This is a genomic window from Streptomyces sp. NPDC002573 (assembly GCF_042889625.1).
GTDB lineage: Bacteria > Actinomycetota > Actinomycetes > Streptomycetales > Streptomycetaceae > Streptomyces > Streptomyces gibsoniae.
On the sequence record NZ_JBIARC010000018.1, the window covers coordinates 23496 to 39369 of the forward strand.

General features: G+C 72.3%; 16 protein-coding genes. 12 read left to right on the forward strand and 4 right to left on the reverse strand.

Annotation, left to right across the window (positions count from 1 at the left end; translation table 11 throughout):
* Window positions 1–93 precede the first annotated feature (93 nt).
* From ACFYX0_RS18695 to der, 7 genes are all read left to right on the forward strand, one after another.
* Window positions 94–813 (forward strand): NUDIX domain-containing protein, encoded by a 720-nt coding sequence (locus ACFYX0_RS18695; RefSeq protein ID WP_388971476.1) that lies wholly within the window; start codon window positions 94–96, stop codon window positions 811–813.
* Window positions 810–1832 carry an ADP-ribosylglycohydrolase family protein gene (locus tag ACFYX0_RS18700; protein ID WP_388971478.1) on the forward strand — a complete coding sequence of 341 codons (1023 nt, stop codon included), beginning with the start codon at window positions 810–812 and terminating at the stop codon, window positions 1830–1832. Before ACFYX0_RS18695 ends, ACFYX0_RS18700 begins: the two co-directional genes overlap by 4 nt.
* Before the next feature lie 105 nt (window positions 1833–1937).
* Window positions 1938–2300 carry a chorismate mutase gene (aroH, locus tag ACFYX0_RS18705; RefSeq protein ID WP_311696689.1) on the forward strand — a complete coding sequence of 121 codons (363 nt, stop codon included), beginning with the start codon at window positions 1938–1940 and terminating at the stop codon, window positions 2298–2300.
* Window positions 2297–3391 (forward strand): prephenate dehydrogenase, encoded by a 1095-nt coding sequence (locus ACFYX0_RS18710; RefSeq protein WP_388971480.1) that lies wholly within the window; start codon window positions 2297–2299, stop codon window positions 3389–3391. The genes aroH and ACFYX0_RS18710 overlap by 4 nt, the downstream gene beginning before the upstream one ends.
* A gap of 120 nt (window positions 3392–3511) precedes the next feature.
* Window positions 3512–4207: a (d)CMP kinase gene (cmk, locus tag ACFYX0_RS18715; RefSeq protein WP_388971482.1), complete on the forward strand. Its 696-nt coding sequence runs from the start codon at window positions 3512–3514 to the stop codon at window positions 4205–4207.
* The gene (locus ACFYX0_RS18720; RefSeq protein ID WP_355908744.1) at window positions 4204–4851 is read left to right on the forward strand and encodes a lysophospholipid acyltransferase family protein; all 648 of its coding nucleotides are present in this window, start codon (window positions 4204–4206) and stop codon (window positions 4849–4851) included. Before cmk ends, ACFYX0_RS18720 begins: the two co-directional genes overlap by 4 nt.
* A 72-nt stretch (window positions 4852–4923) precedes the next feature.
* Complete coding sequence (der, locus tag ACFYX0_RS18725) at window positions 4924–6408, forward strand: ribosome biogenesis GTPase Der (RefSeq protein ID WP_355908747.1); 1485 nt, start codon at window positions 4924–4926, stop codon at window positions 6406–6408.
* Between the two features lie 77 nt (window positions 6409–6485).
* Here der and ACFYX0_RS18730 read toward each other — a convergent pair whose 3' ends face one another.
* A complete protein-coding gene (locus ACFYX0_RS18730) occupies window positions 6486–6980 on the reverse strand; it encodes a hypothetical protein (RefSeq protein WP_388971484.1) in 495 nt (164 codons plus the stop codon).
* Between the two features lie 109 nt (window positions 6981–7089).
* Window positions 7090–7863, reverse strand: coding sequence for a hypothetical protein (locus ACFYX0_RS18735; protein WP_388971486.1), 774 nt, complete (start codon window positions 7861–7863; stop codon window positions 7090–7092).
* 541 nt (window positions 7864–8404) lie between these two features.
* Here ACFYX0_RS18735 and ACFYX0_RS18740 point away from each other — a divergent pair.
* From ACFYX0_RS18740 to ACFYX0_RS18755, 4 genes are all read left to right on the forward strand, one after another.
* Window positions 8405–9088 carry a transglycosylase family protein gene (locus ACFYX0_RS18740; RefSeq protein WP_388971487.1) on the forward strand — a complete coding sequence of 228 codons (684 nt, stop codon included), beginning with the start codon at window positions 8405–8407 and terminating at the stop codon, window positions 9086–9088.
* Between the two features lie 231 nt (window positions 9089–9319).
* Window positions 9320–10567, forward strand: a complete 1248-nt coding sequence (locus ACFYX0_RS18745) for a glycosyltransferase family 4 protein (RefSeq protein WP_388971489.1) — start codon at window positions 9320–9322, stop codon at window positions 10565–10567.
* Window positions 10564–11379: a hypothetical protein gene (locus tag ACFYX0_RS18750; RefSeq protein ID WP_388971491.1), complete on the forward strand. Its 816-nt coding sequence runs from the start codon at window positions 10564–10566 to the stop codon at window positions 11377–11379. Before ACFYX0_RS18745 ends, ACFYX0_RS18750 begins: the two co-directional genes overlap by 4 nt.
* Window positions 11380–11427: 48 nt before the next feature.
* Window positions 11428–12489, forward strand: a complete 1062-nt coding sequence (locus tag ACFYX0_RS18755; protein WP_388971493.1) for a helix-turn-helix transcriptional regulator — start codon at window positions 11428–11430, stop codon at window positions 12487–12489.
* On the opposite strand, the gene ctaD is transcribed toward ACFYX0_RS18755, so the two are convergent.
* On the reverse strand, window positions 12371–14071 hold the full coding sequence (gene ctaD / locus ACFYX0_RS18760; RefSeq protein ID WP_388971495.1) for a cytochrome c oxidase subunit I: 1701 nt from the start codon (window positions 14069–14071) through the stop codon (window positions 12371–12373). The genes ACFYX0_RS18755 and ctaD overlap by 119 nt on opposite strands.
* A 436-nt stretch (window positions 14072–14507) precedes the next feature.
* Here ctaD and ACFYX0_RS18765 point away from each other — a divergent pair, with 436 nt between their 5' ends.
* The gene (locus ACFYX0_RS18765; protein WP_311696701.1) at window positions 14508–14723 is read left to right on the forward strand and encodes an I78 family peptidase inhibitor; all 216 of its coding nucleotides are present in this window, start codon (window positions 14508–14510) and stop codon (window positions 14721–14723) included.
* Between the two features lie 81 nt (window positions 14724–14804).
* On the opposite strand, the gene ACFYX0_RS18770 is transcribed toward ACFYX0_RS18765, so the two are convergent.
* A complete protein-coding gene (locus ACFYX0_RS18770; RefSeq protein WP_355908766.1) occupies window positions 14805–15827 on the reverse strand; it encodes a phosphatase PAP2 family protein in 1023 nt (340 codons plus the stop codon).
* Between the last annotated feature and the right edge of the window lie 47 nt (window positions 15828–15874).

Below are 15874 nucleotides of genomic sequence, written 5' to 3' on the forward strand. Positions count from 1 at the left end.
GCGGCCGGTTCCCGTTGTGCGGGAACCGGCCGCTTCCTTGTGTCCCGCCGCCTCCGCTGTTTATAGTCACAGCGACTATTAAGGGGGTGGGTCGTGCAGGGCTACGACAAGTACGCCCACGAGCCCTTCGCCGTCACCGTCGACCTCGCCGTCCTCACCCTGCGCGCGGGCGCGCTGCACGCCCTGCTGGTCGAGCGCGGACAGGAGCCCTACGCGGGCCGCTGGGCGCTCCCCGGCGGTTTCGTACGCCCCGACGAGTCCGCGGAGGACGCGGCCCGGCGGGAACTCGCCGAGGAGACCGGCCTGGCGGACGTCACAGGGCTCCACCTGGAGCAGCTGCGGACCTACAGCGACCCCGGCCGCGACCCCCGGATGCGGGTGGTCTCCGTGGCCTTCGCCGCCCTCCTGCCCGACCCTCCCGAGCCGCACGGCGGCGGCGACGCGGCACAGGCGCGCTGGCTGCCGTACCCCGGCGCCGGACCGCTCGCCTTCGACCACGACCGCATCCTCGCCGACGCCCACGACCGCGTCGGCGCCAAGCTGGAGTACACCTGTCTCGCCACCGCCTTCTGCCCGCCCGAGTTCACCCTCGGCGAGCTGCGGCAGGTCTACGAGACCGTCTGGGGCACCGCCCTGGACCGGCCCAACTTCCGCCGCAAGGTCCTCGCCACGCCCGGCTTCGTCGAACCGGTCCCGGGCGCCGCCCGGCTGACCGGCGGCCGTGGCAAGCCCGCGGCGCTCTACCGCGCGGGCGGCGCCACCGCCCTGCACCCGCCCCTGCTCCGCCCCGCCACGGAAGGACGGCCCGCATGACCACCACGACCCCCGTCAGGACCGCCGCCACCGGGTCCCTGCTCGGACTCGCCCTCGGTGACGCGCTCGGTTTCCCTACCGAGTTCAGCGATGTGCCGTCGATCCTCGCCAAGTGCGGGCCGTGGCGGGAGATGGAGCTGCCGAGGCCGGCGATCGCCACCGACGACACCCAGATGACCCTGGCGCTCGGGCGCGGGCTGCGCACGGCCATGGACCGCGGGGTCCTGGCGCCGAAGCGGATGGAATGGCCGGTGCGCGAGGAGTTCGTCGACTGGTTCCACTCCCCGGAGAACAACCGGGCACCCGGCCGGACCTGTCTGGTCGCCTGCCGGCTCCTGGACGACGAGAACCGGCCCTGGCAGCAGGCGAGTCAGATCGACTCCAAGGGCTGCGGGGCCAATATGCGGGTGGCGCCCGTCGGGCTCATACCGGGGCTGAGCGAGGAACAGCGCGCCGGCGCCGCCCAGTTGCAGGCCGCGCTCACCCACGGCCACCCCACGGCGCTCGCCGCCTCGGACCTGACCGCCCACGCGATCCGCCTGCTGGTGCAGGGCACCGGGCCGGGAGAGCTGGTGGCGCTGCTGCGGGCGTACGCGCGGGAGAACCGCGGCCGCTATCACGCGGCATGGCTCGGCGATCTGTGGACCCGCGCCCAGGACCCCACCCCGGAGCACTTCATCGCACGCGGCTGGGACGAGTGCCTGGAGATCCTCGAACGCCTCCAGGCCGCCGTCGGGACCGTGTCGCCCGAGGACGACCCGTGCCTCGCGACCGGCGCCGGATGGATCGCCGAGGAGGCCCTGGCCACCGGACTGCTGTGCTTCCTGGTCTTCCACGAGGAGCCCGTCACCGCCCTGCGCCGGGCCGCCTGCACCTCCGGGGACTCCGACTCGATCGCCTGCCTCACGGGCGCCTTCGCCGGCGCCCACCTGGGCGCCGAGGCCTGGCCGCGACCGTGGGCGGACCGTATCGAGTACGGGGGCGAGCTGCGGACGCTCGGGGCGCTCTGGGACCTGTGAGCGGCCCGCGACGGCGTCTCGCCGGTCGGGCGGTGCGCATCCCCGCGTCGCGGGCTGACTAGGCTGGTGACCAGACGTTGCCGACCAGCAGCAAGGAGCATCACCGTGCCGGTACGAGCGGTCCGGGGCGCCGTCCAACTCGAACGGGACGAGGCCGGGCACATGGACGAGCGGGTCGGGGCCCTGCTCACCGCCGTCCTGGAGCGTAACGGCCTCACCGCGGACGACCTGATCAGCATCTGGTTCACCGCGACGCCCGATCTGCACTGCGACTTCCCGGCGGCCGCCGCCCGCAAGCTCGGCATCGTCGACGTACCGCTGATCTGCGCCCAGGAGCTGGACATCGAGGGCGCGATGCCCCGGGTCGTCCGCATCCTCGCCCATATCGAGTCCGACCGCCCGCGCGCCGACATCGCCCATGTCTACCTCGGTGCCGCGGCCGCCCTCCGCAAGGACATCGCCCAGTGAGAACCGCACTCGTCATCGGTACGGGCCTGATCGGCACCTCGGCGGCGCTCGCGCTCGTCGCGCGCGGGGTCACCGTGCACCTCGCCGACCACGACCCCGAGCAGGCCCGTACGGCCGCCGCACTCGGCGCCGGCACCGACGAGGCGCCCGACGGCCCCGTCGACCTGGTGATCGTCGCGGCTCCGCCCGCGCACGTGGCCGCCGCGCTCGCCGACGCCATGCGGCGCGGCCTGGGGCGCGGCTACATGGACGTGGCCAGCGTCAAGGGCGGTCCGCGCCGCGAGCTGGAGGCCCTGGGCGTCGACCCGGCCGCCCTCGCGTGCTACATCGGCACCCACCCCATGTCCGGCCGGGAGAAGTCCGGACCGCTGGCGGCCAGCGGCGACCTCTTCGAGGGCCGGCCCTGGGTGCTCACACCGACCCGCGACACCGACACCGAGGTGCTGAACCTCGCCCTGGAGCTGGTCTCGCACTGCCGTGCCGTGCCGGTCGTCATGGACGCCGACGCCCATGACCGGGCCGTGGCGCTGGTCTCGCACATGCCGCACCTGGTCTCCAGCATGGTGGCCGCGCGCCTGGAGCACGCGGAGGAGGCCGCCGTACGGCTGTGCGGGCAGGGCGTCCGGGACGTGACCCGGATCGCGGCCTCCGACCCGAGGATGTGGATCGACATCCTGTCCGCGAACCCGGGCCCGGTGGCCGATCTGCTCTCGGAGGTCGCCGCGGACCTCGACGAGACCGTACGGGCGCTGCGCTCCCTTCAGGCCGCCGACGCTGCGAAGCGGCGCGAGGGCGCCCAGGGCGTCGAGGACGTGCTGCGCCGCGGCAACGCGGGCCAGGCCCGAGTGCCCGGCAAGCACGGCAGCGCCCCGCGGGCGTACGAGACCGTCGCCGTCCTCATCTCCGACCAGCCCGGCCAGCTGGCCCGGATCTTCGCGGACGCGGGCATGGCGGGCATCAACATCGAGGACGTCCGTATCGAGCACGCGACGGGGCAGCAGGCGGGCCTGGTCCAGCTGATGGTCGAGCAGAAGGCGGCCCCGGTGCTGAGCGCGGCACTGCGGGAGCGGGGCTGGACGATCCGTCAGTAGGGCGACGGGCGGTCCCCGACGTCCGTCAGTCATACCGGGTCCGGCGAGCCAGTAACCTTGTGCGGGGCGCCCTCGCGCCCCGCCCACACCACCACCCCGCACCAGGAAGGTGTCCCCACCGTGGAAAACGGCGCCGCCCGGACCGCCCCGGCAGTGATTGTCGCCATCGACGGCCCCTCCGGCACGGGCAAGTCCAGCACCTCGAAGGCCGTGGCCGCGCAGCTCGGGCTGAGCTACCTGGACACCGGCGCCCAGTACCGGGCGATCACGTGGTGGATGGTCAGCAACGGCATCGACATAACGGACCCGACCGCCGTCGCGGCCGTGGCGGGCAAGCCGGAGATCGTCTCCGGCACCGACCCGTCGGCGCCCGGCATCGCCGTGGACGGCACGGACGTCTCCGGTCCGATCCGCACCCAGGAGGTCACCTCCAAGGTCAGCGCGGTCAGCGCGGTGCCGGAGGTGCGGGCCCGGATCACCGAGCTGCAGCGTTCGCTGGCCGCGGCCGCGCCGACCGGCATCGTCGTCGAAGGCCGTGACATCGGCACCACGGTGCTGCCGGACGCCGACCTGAAGATCTTCCTCACCGCCTCCCCGGAGGCGCGTGCCGCCCGCCGCAGCGGCGAGCTGAAGGGCGCGGACCTGCACGCCACCCGTGAGGCGCTGATCAAGCGGGACGCCGCCGACTCCAGCCGCAAGACCTCCCCGCTGGCCAAGGCGGACGACGCCGTCGAGGTGGACACCACCCAGCTCACCCTCCAGCAGGTCATCGAGTGCGTCGTGACCCTGGTCGAGGAGAAGCGGGCGGCGAAGTGACCAAGGCTCCCTCCGAGCGGGGCGCCGAAGTGGGGCGGCGCATCGGCGTCCCCCTGATGCACGGGCTGTTCAGGCCGCGGGTCCTCGGCGCCTGGAAGGTCCCCGCGACCGGCCCGGCGATCTTCGCGGTCAACCACTCGCACAACGTCGACGGCCCCATGGTCATGGGCGTGGCGCCCCGGCCGACGCACTTCCTGATCAAGAAGGAGGCGTTCGTCGGGCCGCTGAACCCGTTCCTGACCGGGATCGGCCAGCTGAAGGTGGACCGCACGACCACCGACCGCACGGCCGTCACCCAGGCGCTCGGCGTGCTCGAGAACGGGGGTGTCCTCGGTATCTTCCCCGAGGGCACCCGCGGCGAGGGCGACTTCGCCTCGCTGCGCGCCGGACTCGCCTACTTCGCGGTCCGCAGCGCGGCGCCGATCGTGCCGGTCGCCGTGCTGGGAAGCGCCGAACGGAGCGGACGGTTGATAAAGGCACTGCCCCCGCTGCGCAGCCGGATCGACGTCGTCTTCGGCGACCCGTTCCAGGCGGGCGACGGCAGCGGGCGGCGCACGCGCAAGGCGCTGGACGAGGCGACCGTGCGCATCCAGGAGCGGCTCACCGAGCACCTGGAAAACGCCAGGCGCCTCACCGGGCGCTAGGCGACACTTGAGTAGTGGATCACCGTAGGCGCGGTGTCCACCGATCACCACGATGAACGAGGTACGGACTTCATGAACGACGACATCCAGCCCGAGGGCTCCGCGGAGCACGAGTACGACCACGGGGCGCTCGGCGACGCCGAGTACGCGGAGTTCATGGAGCTCGCCGCGGAGGAGGGCTTCGACGTCGAGGACGTCGAGGGCGCCATCGAGGAGGCGGGACACGGCCCGCTGCCCGTGCTCGCCGTGGTCGGCCGCCCCAATGTCGGCAAGTCGACCTTGGTCAACCGCATCATCGGCCGCCGTGAGGCGGTCGTGGAGGACAAGCCCGGCGTCACCCGCGACCGCGTCACCTACGAGGCCGAGTGGGCGGGCCGCCGCTTCAAGGTCGTCGACACCGGCGGCTGGGAGCAGGACGTCCTCGGTATCGACGCCTCCGTGGCCGCCCAGGCGGAGTACGCGATCGAGGCCGCCGACGCGGTCGTCTTCGTCGTCGACGCCAAGGTCGGCGCCACCGACACCGACGAGGCGGTCGTACGGCTGCTGCGCAAGGCCGGCAAGCCGGTGGTGCTGTGCGCCAACAAGGTCGACGGCCAGAGCGGCGAGGCCGACGCGGCGTATCTGTGGAACCTCGGCCTCGGCGAGCCCCACCCCGTCTCCGCGCTCCACGGCCGCGGCACCGGCGACATGCTGGACGCCGTCCTGGACGCCCTGCCCGAGGCGCCCGCCCAGACCTTCGGCAACGGCGGCCTCGGCGGCCCGCGCCGTATCGCTCTGATCGGCCGTCCGAACGTCGGCAAGTCCTCGCTGCTGAACAAGGTCGCGGGCGAGGAGCGTGTGGTGGTCAACGAGCTGGCCGGCACCACCCGCGACCCGGTCGACGAGCTGATCGAACTCGGCGGCAAGACCTGGAAGTTCGTCGACACGGCCGGTATCCGCAAGCGGGTCCACCTCCAGCAGGGCGCGGACTACTACGCCTCGCTGCGCACCGCCGCCGCGGTCGAGAAGGCCGAGGTCGCCGTCGTGCTGATCGACGGCTCCGAGAGCATCTCGGTCCAGGACCAGCGCATCGTCACCATGGCGGTGGACGCGGGCCGTGCGCTCGTCCTCGCCTACAACAAGTGGGACACCCTCGACGAGGAGCGCCGCTACTACCTGGAGCGGGAGATCGAGACCGAGCTGGGCCAGGTCGCCTGGGCGCCGCGGGTGAACGTGTCGGCTCGCACCGGACGCCATATGGAGAAGCTGGTCCCGGCGATCGAGACCGCGCTCGCGGGCTGGGAGACCCGGGTCCCCACGGGCCGGCTCAACTCCTTCCTCGGCGAGCTGGTCGCCGCGCACCCGCACCCGGTCCGCGGCGGCAAGCAGCCGCGCATCCTCTTCGGCACGCAGGCGGGCACCAAGCCCCCGCGGTTCGTGCTCTTCGCCTCCGGCTTCATCGAGGCGGGCTACCGCCGGTTCATCGAGCGCCGGCTGCGCGAGGAGTTCGGCTTCGAAGGGGCGCCGATCCACATCTCCGTGCGCGTCCGGGAGAAGCGCGGCACCAAGAAGAAGTGATGTGACGCCGGTACGGCGATGTGCGTGAGGGGCGGCCCGAAGAGGGCCGCCCCTCACGCACATCGCCGTACCGGCGTTCAGAGCCCTCTGCGGGGCGCGGGCGGCAGCGCCGGCATGGGGTGCATGCCCCGGGCCTGCCGGGCCACCTGCTGCCAGACGGTCTCGGCCGCGGCCGAGTGGCCGTGCTGGGTGGTCAGCTGGCCGGTGGCGTGCTGGGGGGTGCCGTGGCGGGTGCCGTAGGTCCCCGTGCCGTACGTGCCCGTGCCGTACGTGCCCGTGCCATAGGTCCCGATGCCGTACGCGCCCGTGTCGTGCGGGGAGCTGGAGAAGGCCACGAAGCCCAGGTCCTCCTCGCCGCTGCGGTCGCCAGGGCAGGCCCGGAACGCCCGGACGTACTCGGCGCAGAGTTCGTCGTAGATGGGCGTGATCGAGGCGGCGACCGAAGGGTCCTGAGCCGCTCGCCCGGAGGGGATCGGCTGATAGGACTGGCGGCGGGGGACGTCGTATGCGTGCACGTAGGTGCCAACGACCCCGCCGCCCAAGAGATGCGGTCGATTGGTCCGGTTCGTCACTGTCTGTCTCCCGACGGGCGGCGCGCCGCTCCGGGCGCGGGACGGTGTCGGGCGCGGGGTGCCGCGCGAGTGTCGCGGCGGCCCCGCGCCCGGTGTACGGGCCCGCGCCTCAGGTGCCCGCGAGCGGCAGGGCGGCGGCGACGAGCTTCCCGTTCGCCGCCGCCTTGTCCAGCGCGTCCCGCAGCAGGTCCTCCCGCGGCTGGCGGCCGATCGAGCCCACCGGCGCGGCGAACATCAGCACCTGCTGGTGCTTGTTGGCGGCCGCCCGCCAGCCGTCGGTGACCTGGAGCGGCTGGTGCGCCTGCCACCAGGCGATCGGCTGCCCGCCGTTGCCGCCGGGTTGCAGTACCGCGTGCAGCTGGCCCACGGCGAGCAGCACCGACCAGCCGTGCAGTACGGGCGGCACCGAGACGATCTGGGTGAGGGGCATGAAGCCCTGCTCGATGAGCAGGGGCAGGAAGTCGTCGCCGACTCCGGTGCCGCCGGGGCGCACGATGGGCGCGGTCGGCTCCACGACGAGCGCCGGGTGCAACTCCCCGGCGATCAGGACGAGTCCGCTGGTGACGCCCAGCACCGCCTGTTCGGGGGCGCCCTGGACGCCTCCCGTCTCGGCGGTGATGGAGCGGACGGCGCCCTGCAACTGCTCCTCCGTGACCTGGACGACCTGGGAGGGCAGGCAGGAGGCATGGGCGAAGGCGAGGACGGCGGTCTCCTCGCCGATGAACAGAACGGTGCTGGTGCGCTCCTGCTCGGAGTCGCCCGGGGTGCGGCAGGAGGTGCAGTCGTAACTGCCCGGGGCGTTCTCTCCGGCGAGCAGCCGATCGGCTTCTTCGTCGCCGATCTCGGCGCGTACGGCGTCGCTGACGTCGAGCATGCGCGGCACGGGTGGCTCCCTCGGGATGCGGTGCGTGACAGTGCCGGGTGGCTCCCGGCCCATGAGCCCGGGGGTTCCCGGCTCATGAAGAAGACAACGGACGATCTGTGGCCGGAGTCACGCCCGAGGGCGAACGGAATCGAACCATCCGACGCGCACGGTGAGGGCGCGGCCGGAATACGTTACTCACCGTTAACTGCCCGGTTGGTCAAGGGAGTTGGTCGCGTGAAGTGAGTCACAGAAGCCGGTGGACGGTGGTCGAAAAATCCTGAAATCAGCGAATGAAAGGGTTGGCCGGAAATCTGCGATACCCCCGGTAACAGCTAACTGGCCTGGAATGACAGGGAGTTGGTTGATCCGAGGCGCCCAACCTCCTTACATTCCTCCGCCGTGTGCAACTAGCACCGCCCGGGAACGTCCACCGGTCGCGCCGCACAGCCGGCGCGCAGCACCACTTCCGGTGGACGGGGCGGCGCGCGACGACCGCGTTCCACGCGCGGCCGACGTGCTCCGCCTTGGGGGGACCTCGGGTATGTGGAGAGGGAATTACATGTCTGAATGTGCCGATAACACCCGTAAGACCCGCACGACCCGTACGACGGCGGTCCTCGCCGGAGCGGCCCTGCTCGCCCCGCTCGGACTGCTCGCCGCCACCGGCGACGCCGCCGCGGCCGACGGCGGGGTGTGGGACCGTATCGCCCAGTGCGAGAGCGGCGGGAACTGGCACATCAACACCGGCAACGGCTACTACGGGGGACTGCAGTTCTCCGCCGGCACCTGGCGCGCGTACGGCGGCTCCGCCTACGCCCAGACCGCCGACCAGGCCTCCAGGGAGGCCCAGATCGCCGTCGCCACCAAGGTTCAGCAGGCGCAGGGCTGGGGCGCATGGCCCGTCTGCTCCGGGCGTGCCGGAGCGAGCGGAGGCGCGCCCGGAGCCTCGGGCGCCACGACCACACACTCGTCCTCGGGGACCGCGCACGCCTCGCGCCAGGTCTCGGAGTCCGCGAGCACCGAGTCCGCCCCGTCGAAGCAGTCGTCGAAGGCGCCGGAGCCCTCGACGGGACACACCGCTCGCGGGACGTCCCGCGGCGACTACACCGTCCGCAGCGGCGACACCCTCAGTGACATCGCCGAGCGGCACGGCACCACCTGGCAGCGGATCTACGCGCGCAACAAGGCGGTCATCGGCGGTGACCCCGACCTGATCGTGCCCGGACAGCGACTCGCTCTCTGACCGGCTCGGCTCCCGGGCCCCGACGTCCCGTACGGCGACGTCGGGGCCCCGCTGCGTTCCGGCCCCGTCCGGCGTACGCGCCCTGGTGCGATTCCCGGTCCCGAGGTTCCCGGCACCGGCTACCGATGGGACAACCGTTGCGGCACAACATGGCCATGCTGTCCGGCGGGCCCCCGTGCCTCAGGTGTCTAATCGAAACGGCAAGGGAACGCACGAGGAATCCAGGGACGCATGCACATTTCCTTCCTGATACACAACGCCTACGGGATCGGAGGGACGAACCGCACGACGTACAACCTCGCGAGCGCCCTGGCCGAGCACCACGACGTGGAGATCGTCTCGGTCTTCCGCCACCGCGAGGAGCCCGTCTTCGTGCCCGACCCCCGCGTCCGGCTGCGCCACCTGGTCGACCTGCGCGCGGACGGCCCCGACCACGGCCGCCCCGAGCTGGCGCGGCCCGCACGGATCTTCCCGCGCTCGGAGGGCCGCTACCGGCAGTACAGCCTCCTCACCGACTGCCGCATCGGTGAGCACCTCGCGGCCACCGAGGCCGACGTCGTGGTCGCCACCCGCCCCGGCCTCAATGTGCACCTCGCCCGTCAGACCCGCCGCGGCCCGCTCCGCGTCGGTCAGGAGCACCTCACCCTGGACAGCCACTCCAAGGCCCTGCGCGTGGTCCTGCGCGGCGCCTACCCGAGCCTGGACGCCCTCACCACGACCACCGAGGCGGACGCGGGCGCCTACCGCGCCCGGATGCGGCTGCCCGGCGTCCGGATCGAGGCCCTCCCCAACCCCGTCCCCGCCCCTCCCGTCGCCCCCGCCGACGGCACCGCCAAGTGGGTCGTGGCGGCCGGCCGGCTCGACCCCGTCAAGCGCTACGACCTGCTCGTCACCGCCTTCGACCGGGTACGCGCCGAGCGGCCCGACTGGCGGCTGCGCATCTACGGCAGCGGTCCGCAGAAGGAGGAGCTGCGCGCCCTCGTCGACCGCCTCGGCCTCTACAACCACGTCTATCTCATGGGCCCCGCCCACCCCATCGAGCCCGAGTGGGCCAAGGGCTCCCTCGCCGCCGTCACCTCCCGCACGGAGTCCTTTGGCATGACGATCGTCGAGGCCATGCGCTGCGGACTGCCCGTGGTCTCCACCGACTGCCCGCACGGACCCCGCGAGATCATCCACGACGGCGTCGACGGACGCCTGGTCGAGTCCGGCAGCGCCGACGCCGTCGCCGCCGGGCTCCTGGAGCTGATCAACGACGACGCGCTGCGGCAGCGGATGGCGGCGGCGGCCCTGCACGCCTCCGCACGCTTCGACCCGGCCCGTATCGCCGAACGCTATGTGTCCCTGTTCACCGGTACCGCCCCGCACGGCAGCCGGTTGCGCGGCTCGCTGCACCGCACTCGGGCGGCACTGCTCGGCGGTGCCCAGGCCGTCCGCACCGCCGGGCGCGGCGCACTGAGAAGGGGGCGCCCCGCATGATGACCCAGACGCCGGGCACCCGGCACGAACACTCCGCCGCGCCGCTGCGCGCCGACTGTGTCGCGGACACCGCGGGCGGACTGACCTTCGACATCGCCGGCACCGGGGTGACCGACCCCGCCCACCTGGTGCTGCGCCGCCGCGACGGCGAGGAGACCGCGCTGCCGCTGGCCCCCGCCGAGAGCGGCCGGCTGCGCGCCGCCCTGCCCAGCGGCGTCGACCTGCCCGAGGGCCGCTGGGACGCCTACGCGCGGTTCGGCGACGACGAGCCGCGCCGCCTCTCCCCCGGCGTCAGCGATCTGCGCTCCCTGGTGGACCGGGCGCCCGGCGACACGGCGGACCGGATCGCCGTCCGCATCCCGTACACCGCCAAGGACGGCACCCTCGCCGTGCGCAGCTGGCTGCGCGCCCCGCACGCCGAGGCGGGCGACCTCCGCATCGGCGAGGACGAGCTGGAGGTGAGCGGCCGGGTGTACGGCACCGGGCTGGCCCCGGAGGCCTATGCCGAGGTCCGCGAGCGGGGCGGCCCGCGGTCCGTGCTGCGCGCCGACGTCACCGTGCGGGAGGCGGAGTTCGGCTTCACCGTGCCCTACGCGCCGCTCGGCCCCGGCATCTGGGACCTGTGGCTGCGCCCGGCCGGCGCCGAGGGTCCGCAGGTGCGGATCGCCCGGCTGCTCGACGACGTCGCGGACAAGAAGCCGGTGTTCCGCTATCCGAGGGCCGCCGTGCGGGCGGAGAACGGCGAGGTCGAGGCCTGGCCGTACTACACGGTCGACAACGATCTGTCGGTGACCGTGAGCGCGACGGGCTGATGCTCCTTGCGGACAGTCGTTGTCCGCAAGGGCTGTCAGACTCGGACCATGCTGGAGACCTCGGCCCGACTGCTGCGCCTGCTGTCCCTGCTCCAGACCCACCGCGAGTGGTCCGGGGCGGATCTCGCCGGGCGCCTCGGCGTCAGCGCCCGCACCGTGCGCCGGGACGTGGACCGGCTGCGGGAGCTGGGCTACCCCGTCAACGCGGGTCCGGGCACCGGCGGCGGCTACCGGCTCGGCGCGGGCGCCGAACTGCCCCCGCTGCTGCTGGACGACGAGGAGGCGGTGGCCGTGGCGGTGGGGCTGCGCACGGCCGCCGGGCAGGGGATCGAGGGCATCGGCGAGTCCTCCGTACGCGCCCTCGCCAAACTCGAACAGGTGCTGCCCGACCGGCTGCGCCGCCGGGTGTCCGCCCTCAACGCGTTCACCGTGCCCATGCTGCGCGGCCCCCGGGCCGCCACCGTCGACCCGGCCGTCCTCACGGAGCTCGCGCATCTGTGCCGGGACGCGGAGCGGCTGTGCTTCGAGTACGGCGACCGCTCCGGCCCGGGCGGGAGGACCGCCACCGGCTCCCTGACCCGCCGTGCGGTCGAACCGCACCGCCTCGTGTGCACCGAGCGGCGCTGGTACCTGGTCGCGTGGGACCTCGACCGGGAGGACTGGCGCACCTTCCGCGTCGACCGCATCACCCCCAAGCCGCCGCACGGCCCCCGCTTCACCCCGCGCACACCCCCGGCGGACGACCTCGCCGCGTATGTCTCGCGGGGCGTCTCCACGGCCGTGTACCCCACCCATGCCATGGTGCGGCTGCTGGTGCCGCTGACCGAGGCGGCCGAGCGGATCTCACCGTCGGCGGGCGTGCTCCAGGCGGAGACCGACGGCAGCTGTCTGCTGCGCACGGGCGCCCCGAGCCTCGATGTGATGGTGATTCACATCCTGATGACCGGCCTGCCGTTCGAGGTGCTGGAGCCTGCCGAACTCGTCGACACCCTCAGGACGGCTCGTGACCGGCTTGATGCCGCTTTGGCTCGGGCTGAGGGGCCCGGGGGGCGTGCTGGGGATGGTGCAGATCGAACGCCGGGGACTCCGAGCGGATCCGGGGCAGCGTGACGAAGTTGTGCCGCGGCGGCGGGCAGGACGTCGCCCACTCCAGGGACCGGCCGAACCCCCAGGGGTCGTCGACCTGGACCTTGGTGCCGTAGGACGCGGTCCGCCAGACGTTGTAGAGGAACGGCAGCGTCGACATGCCGAGCAGGAACGCGCCGATCGTGGAGACCGTGTTGAGCGCGGTGAAGCCGTCGGCGGCCAGATAGTCCGCGTACCGGCGCGGCATGCCCTCGGCGCCCAGCCAGTGCTGCACCAGGAACGTGACGTGGAAGCCGATGAACAGCGTCCAGAAGTGGATCTTGCCGAGGCGTTCGTCCAGCATCTTCCCGGTGAACTTGGGCCACCAGAAGTAGAAGCCGCCGAAGGTCGCGAAGACGACCGTGCCGAAGACGACGTAGTGGAAGTGGGCGACCACGAAGTAGGTGTCGGTGACATGGAAGTCCAGCGGCGGCGACGCCAGGATCACCCCGGTCAGCCCGCCGAACAGGAACGACACCAGGAAGCCGGTCGCCCACAGCATCGGCGTCTCGAAGGACAGGGAGCCCCGGAGCATCGTGCCGCTCCAGTTGAAGAACTTCACGCCCGTCGGCACCGCGATCATGAACGACATGAAGGAGAAGTACGGCAGCAGCACCGCGCCCGTCGCGAACATGTGGTGCGCCCAGACGACCACCGACAGCCCCGTGATGGCCATCGTGGCGCCGACCAGCGTCAGATAGCCGAAGACCGGCTTGCGGCTGAAGACCGGGAGGATCTCCGTGATGATCCCGAAGAACGGCAGCGCGATGATGTAGACCTCGGGATGGCCGAAGAACCAGAACAGGTGCTGCCACAGCAGCGCCCCGCCGTTCGCCGCCTCGAACACCTGGGAGCCGAACCGCCGGTCCGCCTCCAGGACCAGCAGCGCCGCGGCCAGCACGGGGAACGCCATCAGGATGAGGATCGACGTGAACAGCGTGTTCCAGGTGAAGATCGGCATCCGGAACATCGTCATGCCCGGCGCGCGCATCCCGACGATCGTCGTCAGGAAGTTCACCGCGCCGAGGATCGTCCCGAACCCCGCCATCGCGAGGCCCATGATCCACATGTCGGCGCCGACGCCCGGAGTGTGGTTGAGGTCGTTGAGCGGCGCGTAGGCGAACCAGCCGAAGTCGGCGGCGCCCTCCGGGGTCAGCAGCGAGCCGAGCACGATCAGCCCGCCGAACAGGAACAGCCAGAACGAGAGCATGTTCAGCCGTGGGAAGGCCACATCGGGGGAGCCGATCTGCAGCGGCATGATCTCGTTCGCGAAGCCCGCGAAGGTCGGGGTCGCGAACAGCAGCAGCATGATCGTGCCGTGCATAGTGAACAGCTGGTTGTACTGGGTCGCGCTCATGATCTGGAGCCCAGGCCGGGCCAGTTCGGCCCGCATCAGCAGCGCCATGACCCCGCCGACCAGGAAGAACGCGAAGGACGTGACCAGATACAGGTGGCCGATCTGCTTGTGGTCGGTGGTGGTCAGCCAGTCGACCACCCGCCGCCCCCGTCGTTGCCGCGGCGTCGTCCCCAGGGCGCCCGCGGCCGCCTGTGCGGTGTCCGTCCCCATCGCTGCCCCTCGCTCCTCGCGTACCGGGCCCGCCATGTCCCGCGGCCGGGCGTCCACGCGGGCTCACGCCATGGCGCGCGTCCCCGCCCACGCTGCGACCGCGCGTGCGGGGATTCTGTGCCGAAGCCGTGTGCTTCTTATGCGGAGTCAGCTGATGCGCGCGATTCCCGAATCCGAATGGAAAGAGCCGGGAGTGAACTGCGGACCATGCTTTCCGCCGGGTTATTACGAACTTCTTCCGAGCGTGCGGGAACCGGATCCGAATTGCGTTCGAAGTGGTGCGTGGCGCATGCGGAACCCCTCGTACGTGTGACGGTTCCGGGCCGAAACGGGTGTCGTGATTCTGTGACAGAAGCGTGACCGGAGAGGGATGAGTGACCTGTGGGGTGAACGGTCCGCACTTCCCTGACGAGGGCCCGCGGCCTAACGTGGCGTCATGGCACCCATTCCCACTCCGGACGCCCGACGCGAGGACTCCCCGGAGGCATACGTAGGCATGGAGGCGCACCGGGCCGAGCGGCTGGCCCGTGAGCGCGGCTGGGGCACGGTCCGCTCGCTGGCGCCGGGCACGATCATCACCATGGAGTACGTCGAGGGACGGCTGAACTTCGAGGTCGCCGACGGCAGGGTCAGACGCTGCTGGAAGGGCTGACACGCCGAAGGCCCCGGCTCGTTGCGAGCCGGGGCCTTGGCGTGCGGGGAGGTTGTGCGTACCGGTCCCCGCCGGGTGTGCTCAGCCGCCCGCGAGCGGGCGGGCCGGCGCGGTGCCGCGCGGCACCCGCTCCGGTTGCGGCGGGCGGCGACTGCCGGCCGGGGTGACCGGGGTGCGCTCCCCGCGGGTGGTGTGCGGACCGGGCGCCAGATAGACCGGCGGCCGGGCCGCCCGGGTGGCGGGCACCGGCTCCCGGGCCGAGGCCTCGCCGGCCACCGGCGCCTTGCGGGGGGTGGACGCCCGCGGGGACGCGGCCACGGGGGCCGGGACGGGCGCCGGGAGGGCACGGCCGACGCGCCGACGGTCCCGCAGGTCGAGGATGGCCGTCTCGGTGCGGGCGATCAGCGGCTCGAACCAGGGCAGGGCCAGCAGGATCAGCAGCCCCGCGGCCCAGCCGAGGAGCACGTCGCTCAGCCAGTGCGTGCCGAGGTAGACCGTGGTCAGACCGACGCCCAGGGAGGTCACCGCGGAGAGCGCGGACAGCCAGCGCCTGGCCCGCGGCGTCGAGGCCAGATAGGCCAGGATGCCCCAGGTCACCACCGCGTTCGCGGTGTGGCCCGAAGGGAATATATCGCCGCCCCGCCACATCTCGTTGGACCCGATGACGGTCGCGTAGTGCGGACCGAGGCGGCCCATCCCGTACTTGGCGGCGCCCACCGTGATGTTGAGCAGGAGCAGCGCGGCGCCCAGCGAGAGCAGCGGACGCAGGGTGTGCTGCCGCCATGAACGCCAGCCCAGCCAGGACGCGACCATCACCGCGGTGGGGCCGCGCTGGCCCAGCACCACGTAGTAGTCGAGGAACGCGTGGATCTGCGGCCACTGCTGGTACGGCCGGAAGAACATGACCTGCCAGTCGAGCCGGACCAGCCAGGAGGAGACGACGACGGCCCAGACGATTGCCGTGTAGAAGGCCAGGGTCGCCGAGAAGAGAACCACTCGGTGCCGGCTCATCCGGGGCACGTCAATGTCGGCCGGTCGTTCAGGCTCGCGGTCCAACCGGGCGAAGACCCGGTCCAGACGGCTCAGCTTTCGTTCGGTACGCACTCAATCGACGTTACAGCGAGTGAGCTGTGGGCCCGGCCGAATCACCG

Bases quoted from the DNA above. Each gene is read 5' to 3' on its own strand.
- ACFYX0_RS18745 (WP_388971489.1), top strand. From the start codon at position 9,320: ATGCACATTTCCTTCCTGATACACAACGCCTACGGGATCGGAGGGACG.
- ctaD (WP_388971495.1), bottom strand. From the start codon at position 14,071: ATGGGGACGGACACCGCACAGGCGGCCGCGGGCGCCCTGGGGACGACG.
- ACFYX0_RS18740 (WP_388971487.1), top strand. From the start codon at position 8,405: ATGTCTGAATGTGCCGATAACACCCGTAAGACCCGCACGACCCGTACG.
- ACFYX0_RS18750 (WP_388971491.1), top strand. From the start codon at position 10,564: ATGATGACCCAGACGCCGGGCACCCGGCACGAACACTCCGCCGCGCCG.
- ACFYX0_RS18700 (WP_388971478.1), top strand. From the start codon at position 810: ATGACCACCACGACCCCCGTCAGGACCGCCGCCACCGGGTCCCTGCTC.
- ACFYX0_RS18755 (WP_388971493.1), top strand. From the start codon at position 11,428: ATGCTGGAGACCTCGGCCCGACTGCTGCGCCTGCTGTCCCTGCTCCAG.
- der (WP_355908747.1), top strand. From the start codon at position 4,924: ATGAACGACGACATCCAGCCCGAGGGCTCCGCGGAGCACGAGTACGAC.
- ACFYX0_RS18765 (WP_311696701.1), top strand. From the start codon at position 14,508: ATGGCACCCATTCCCACTCCGGACGCCCGACGCGAGGACTCCCCGGAG.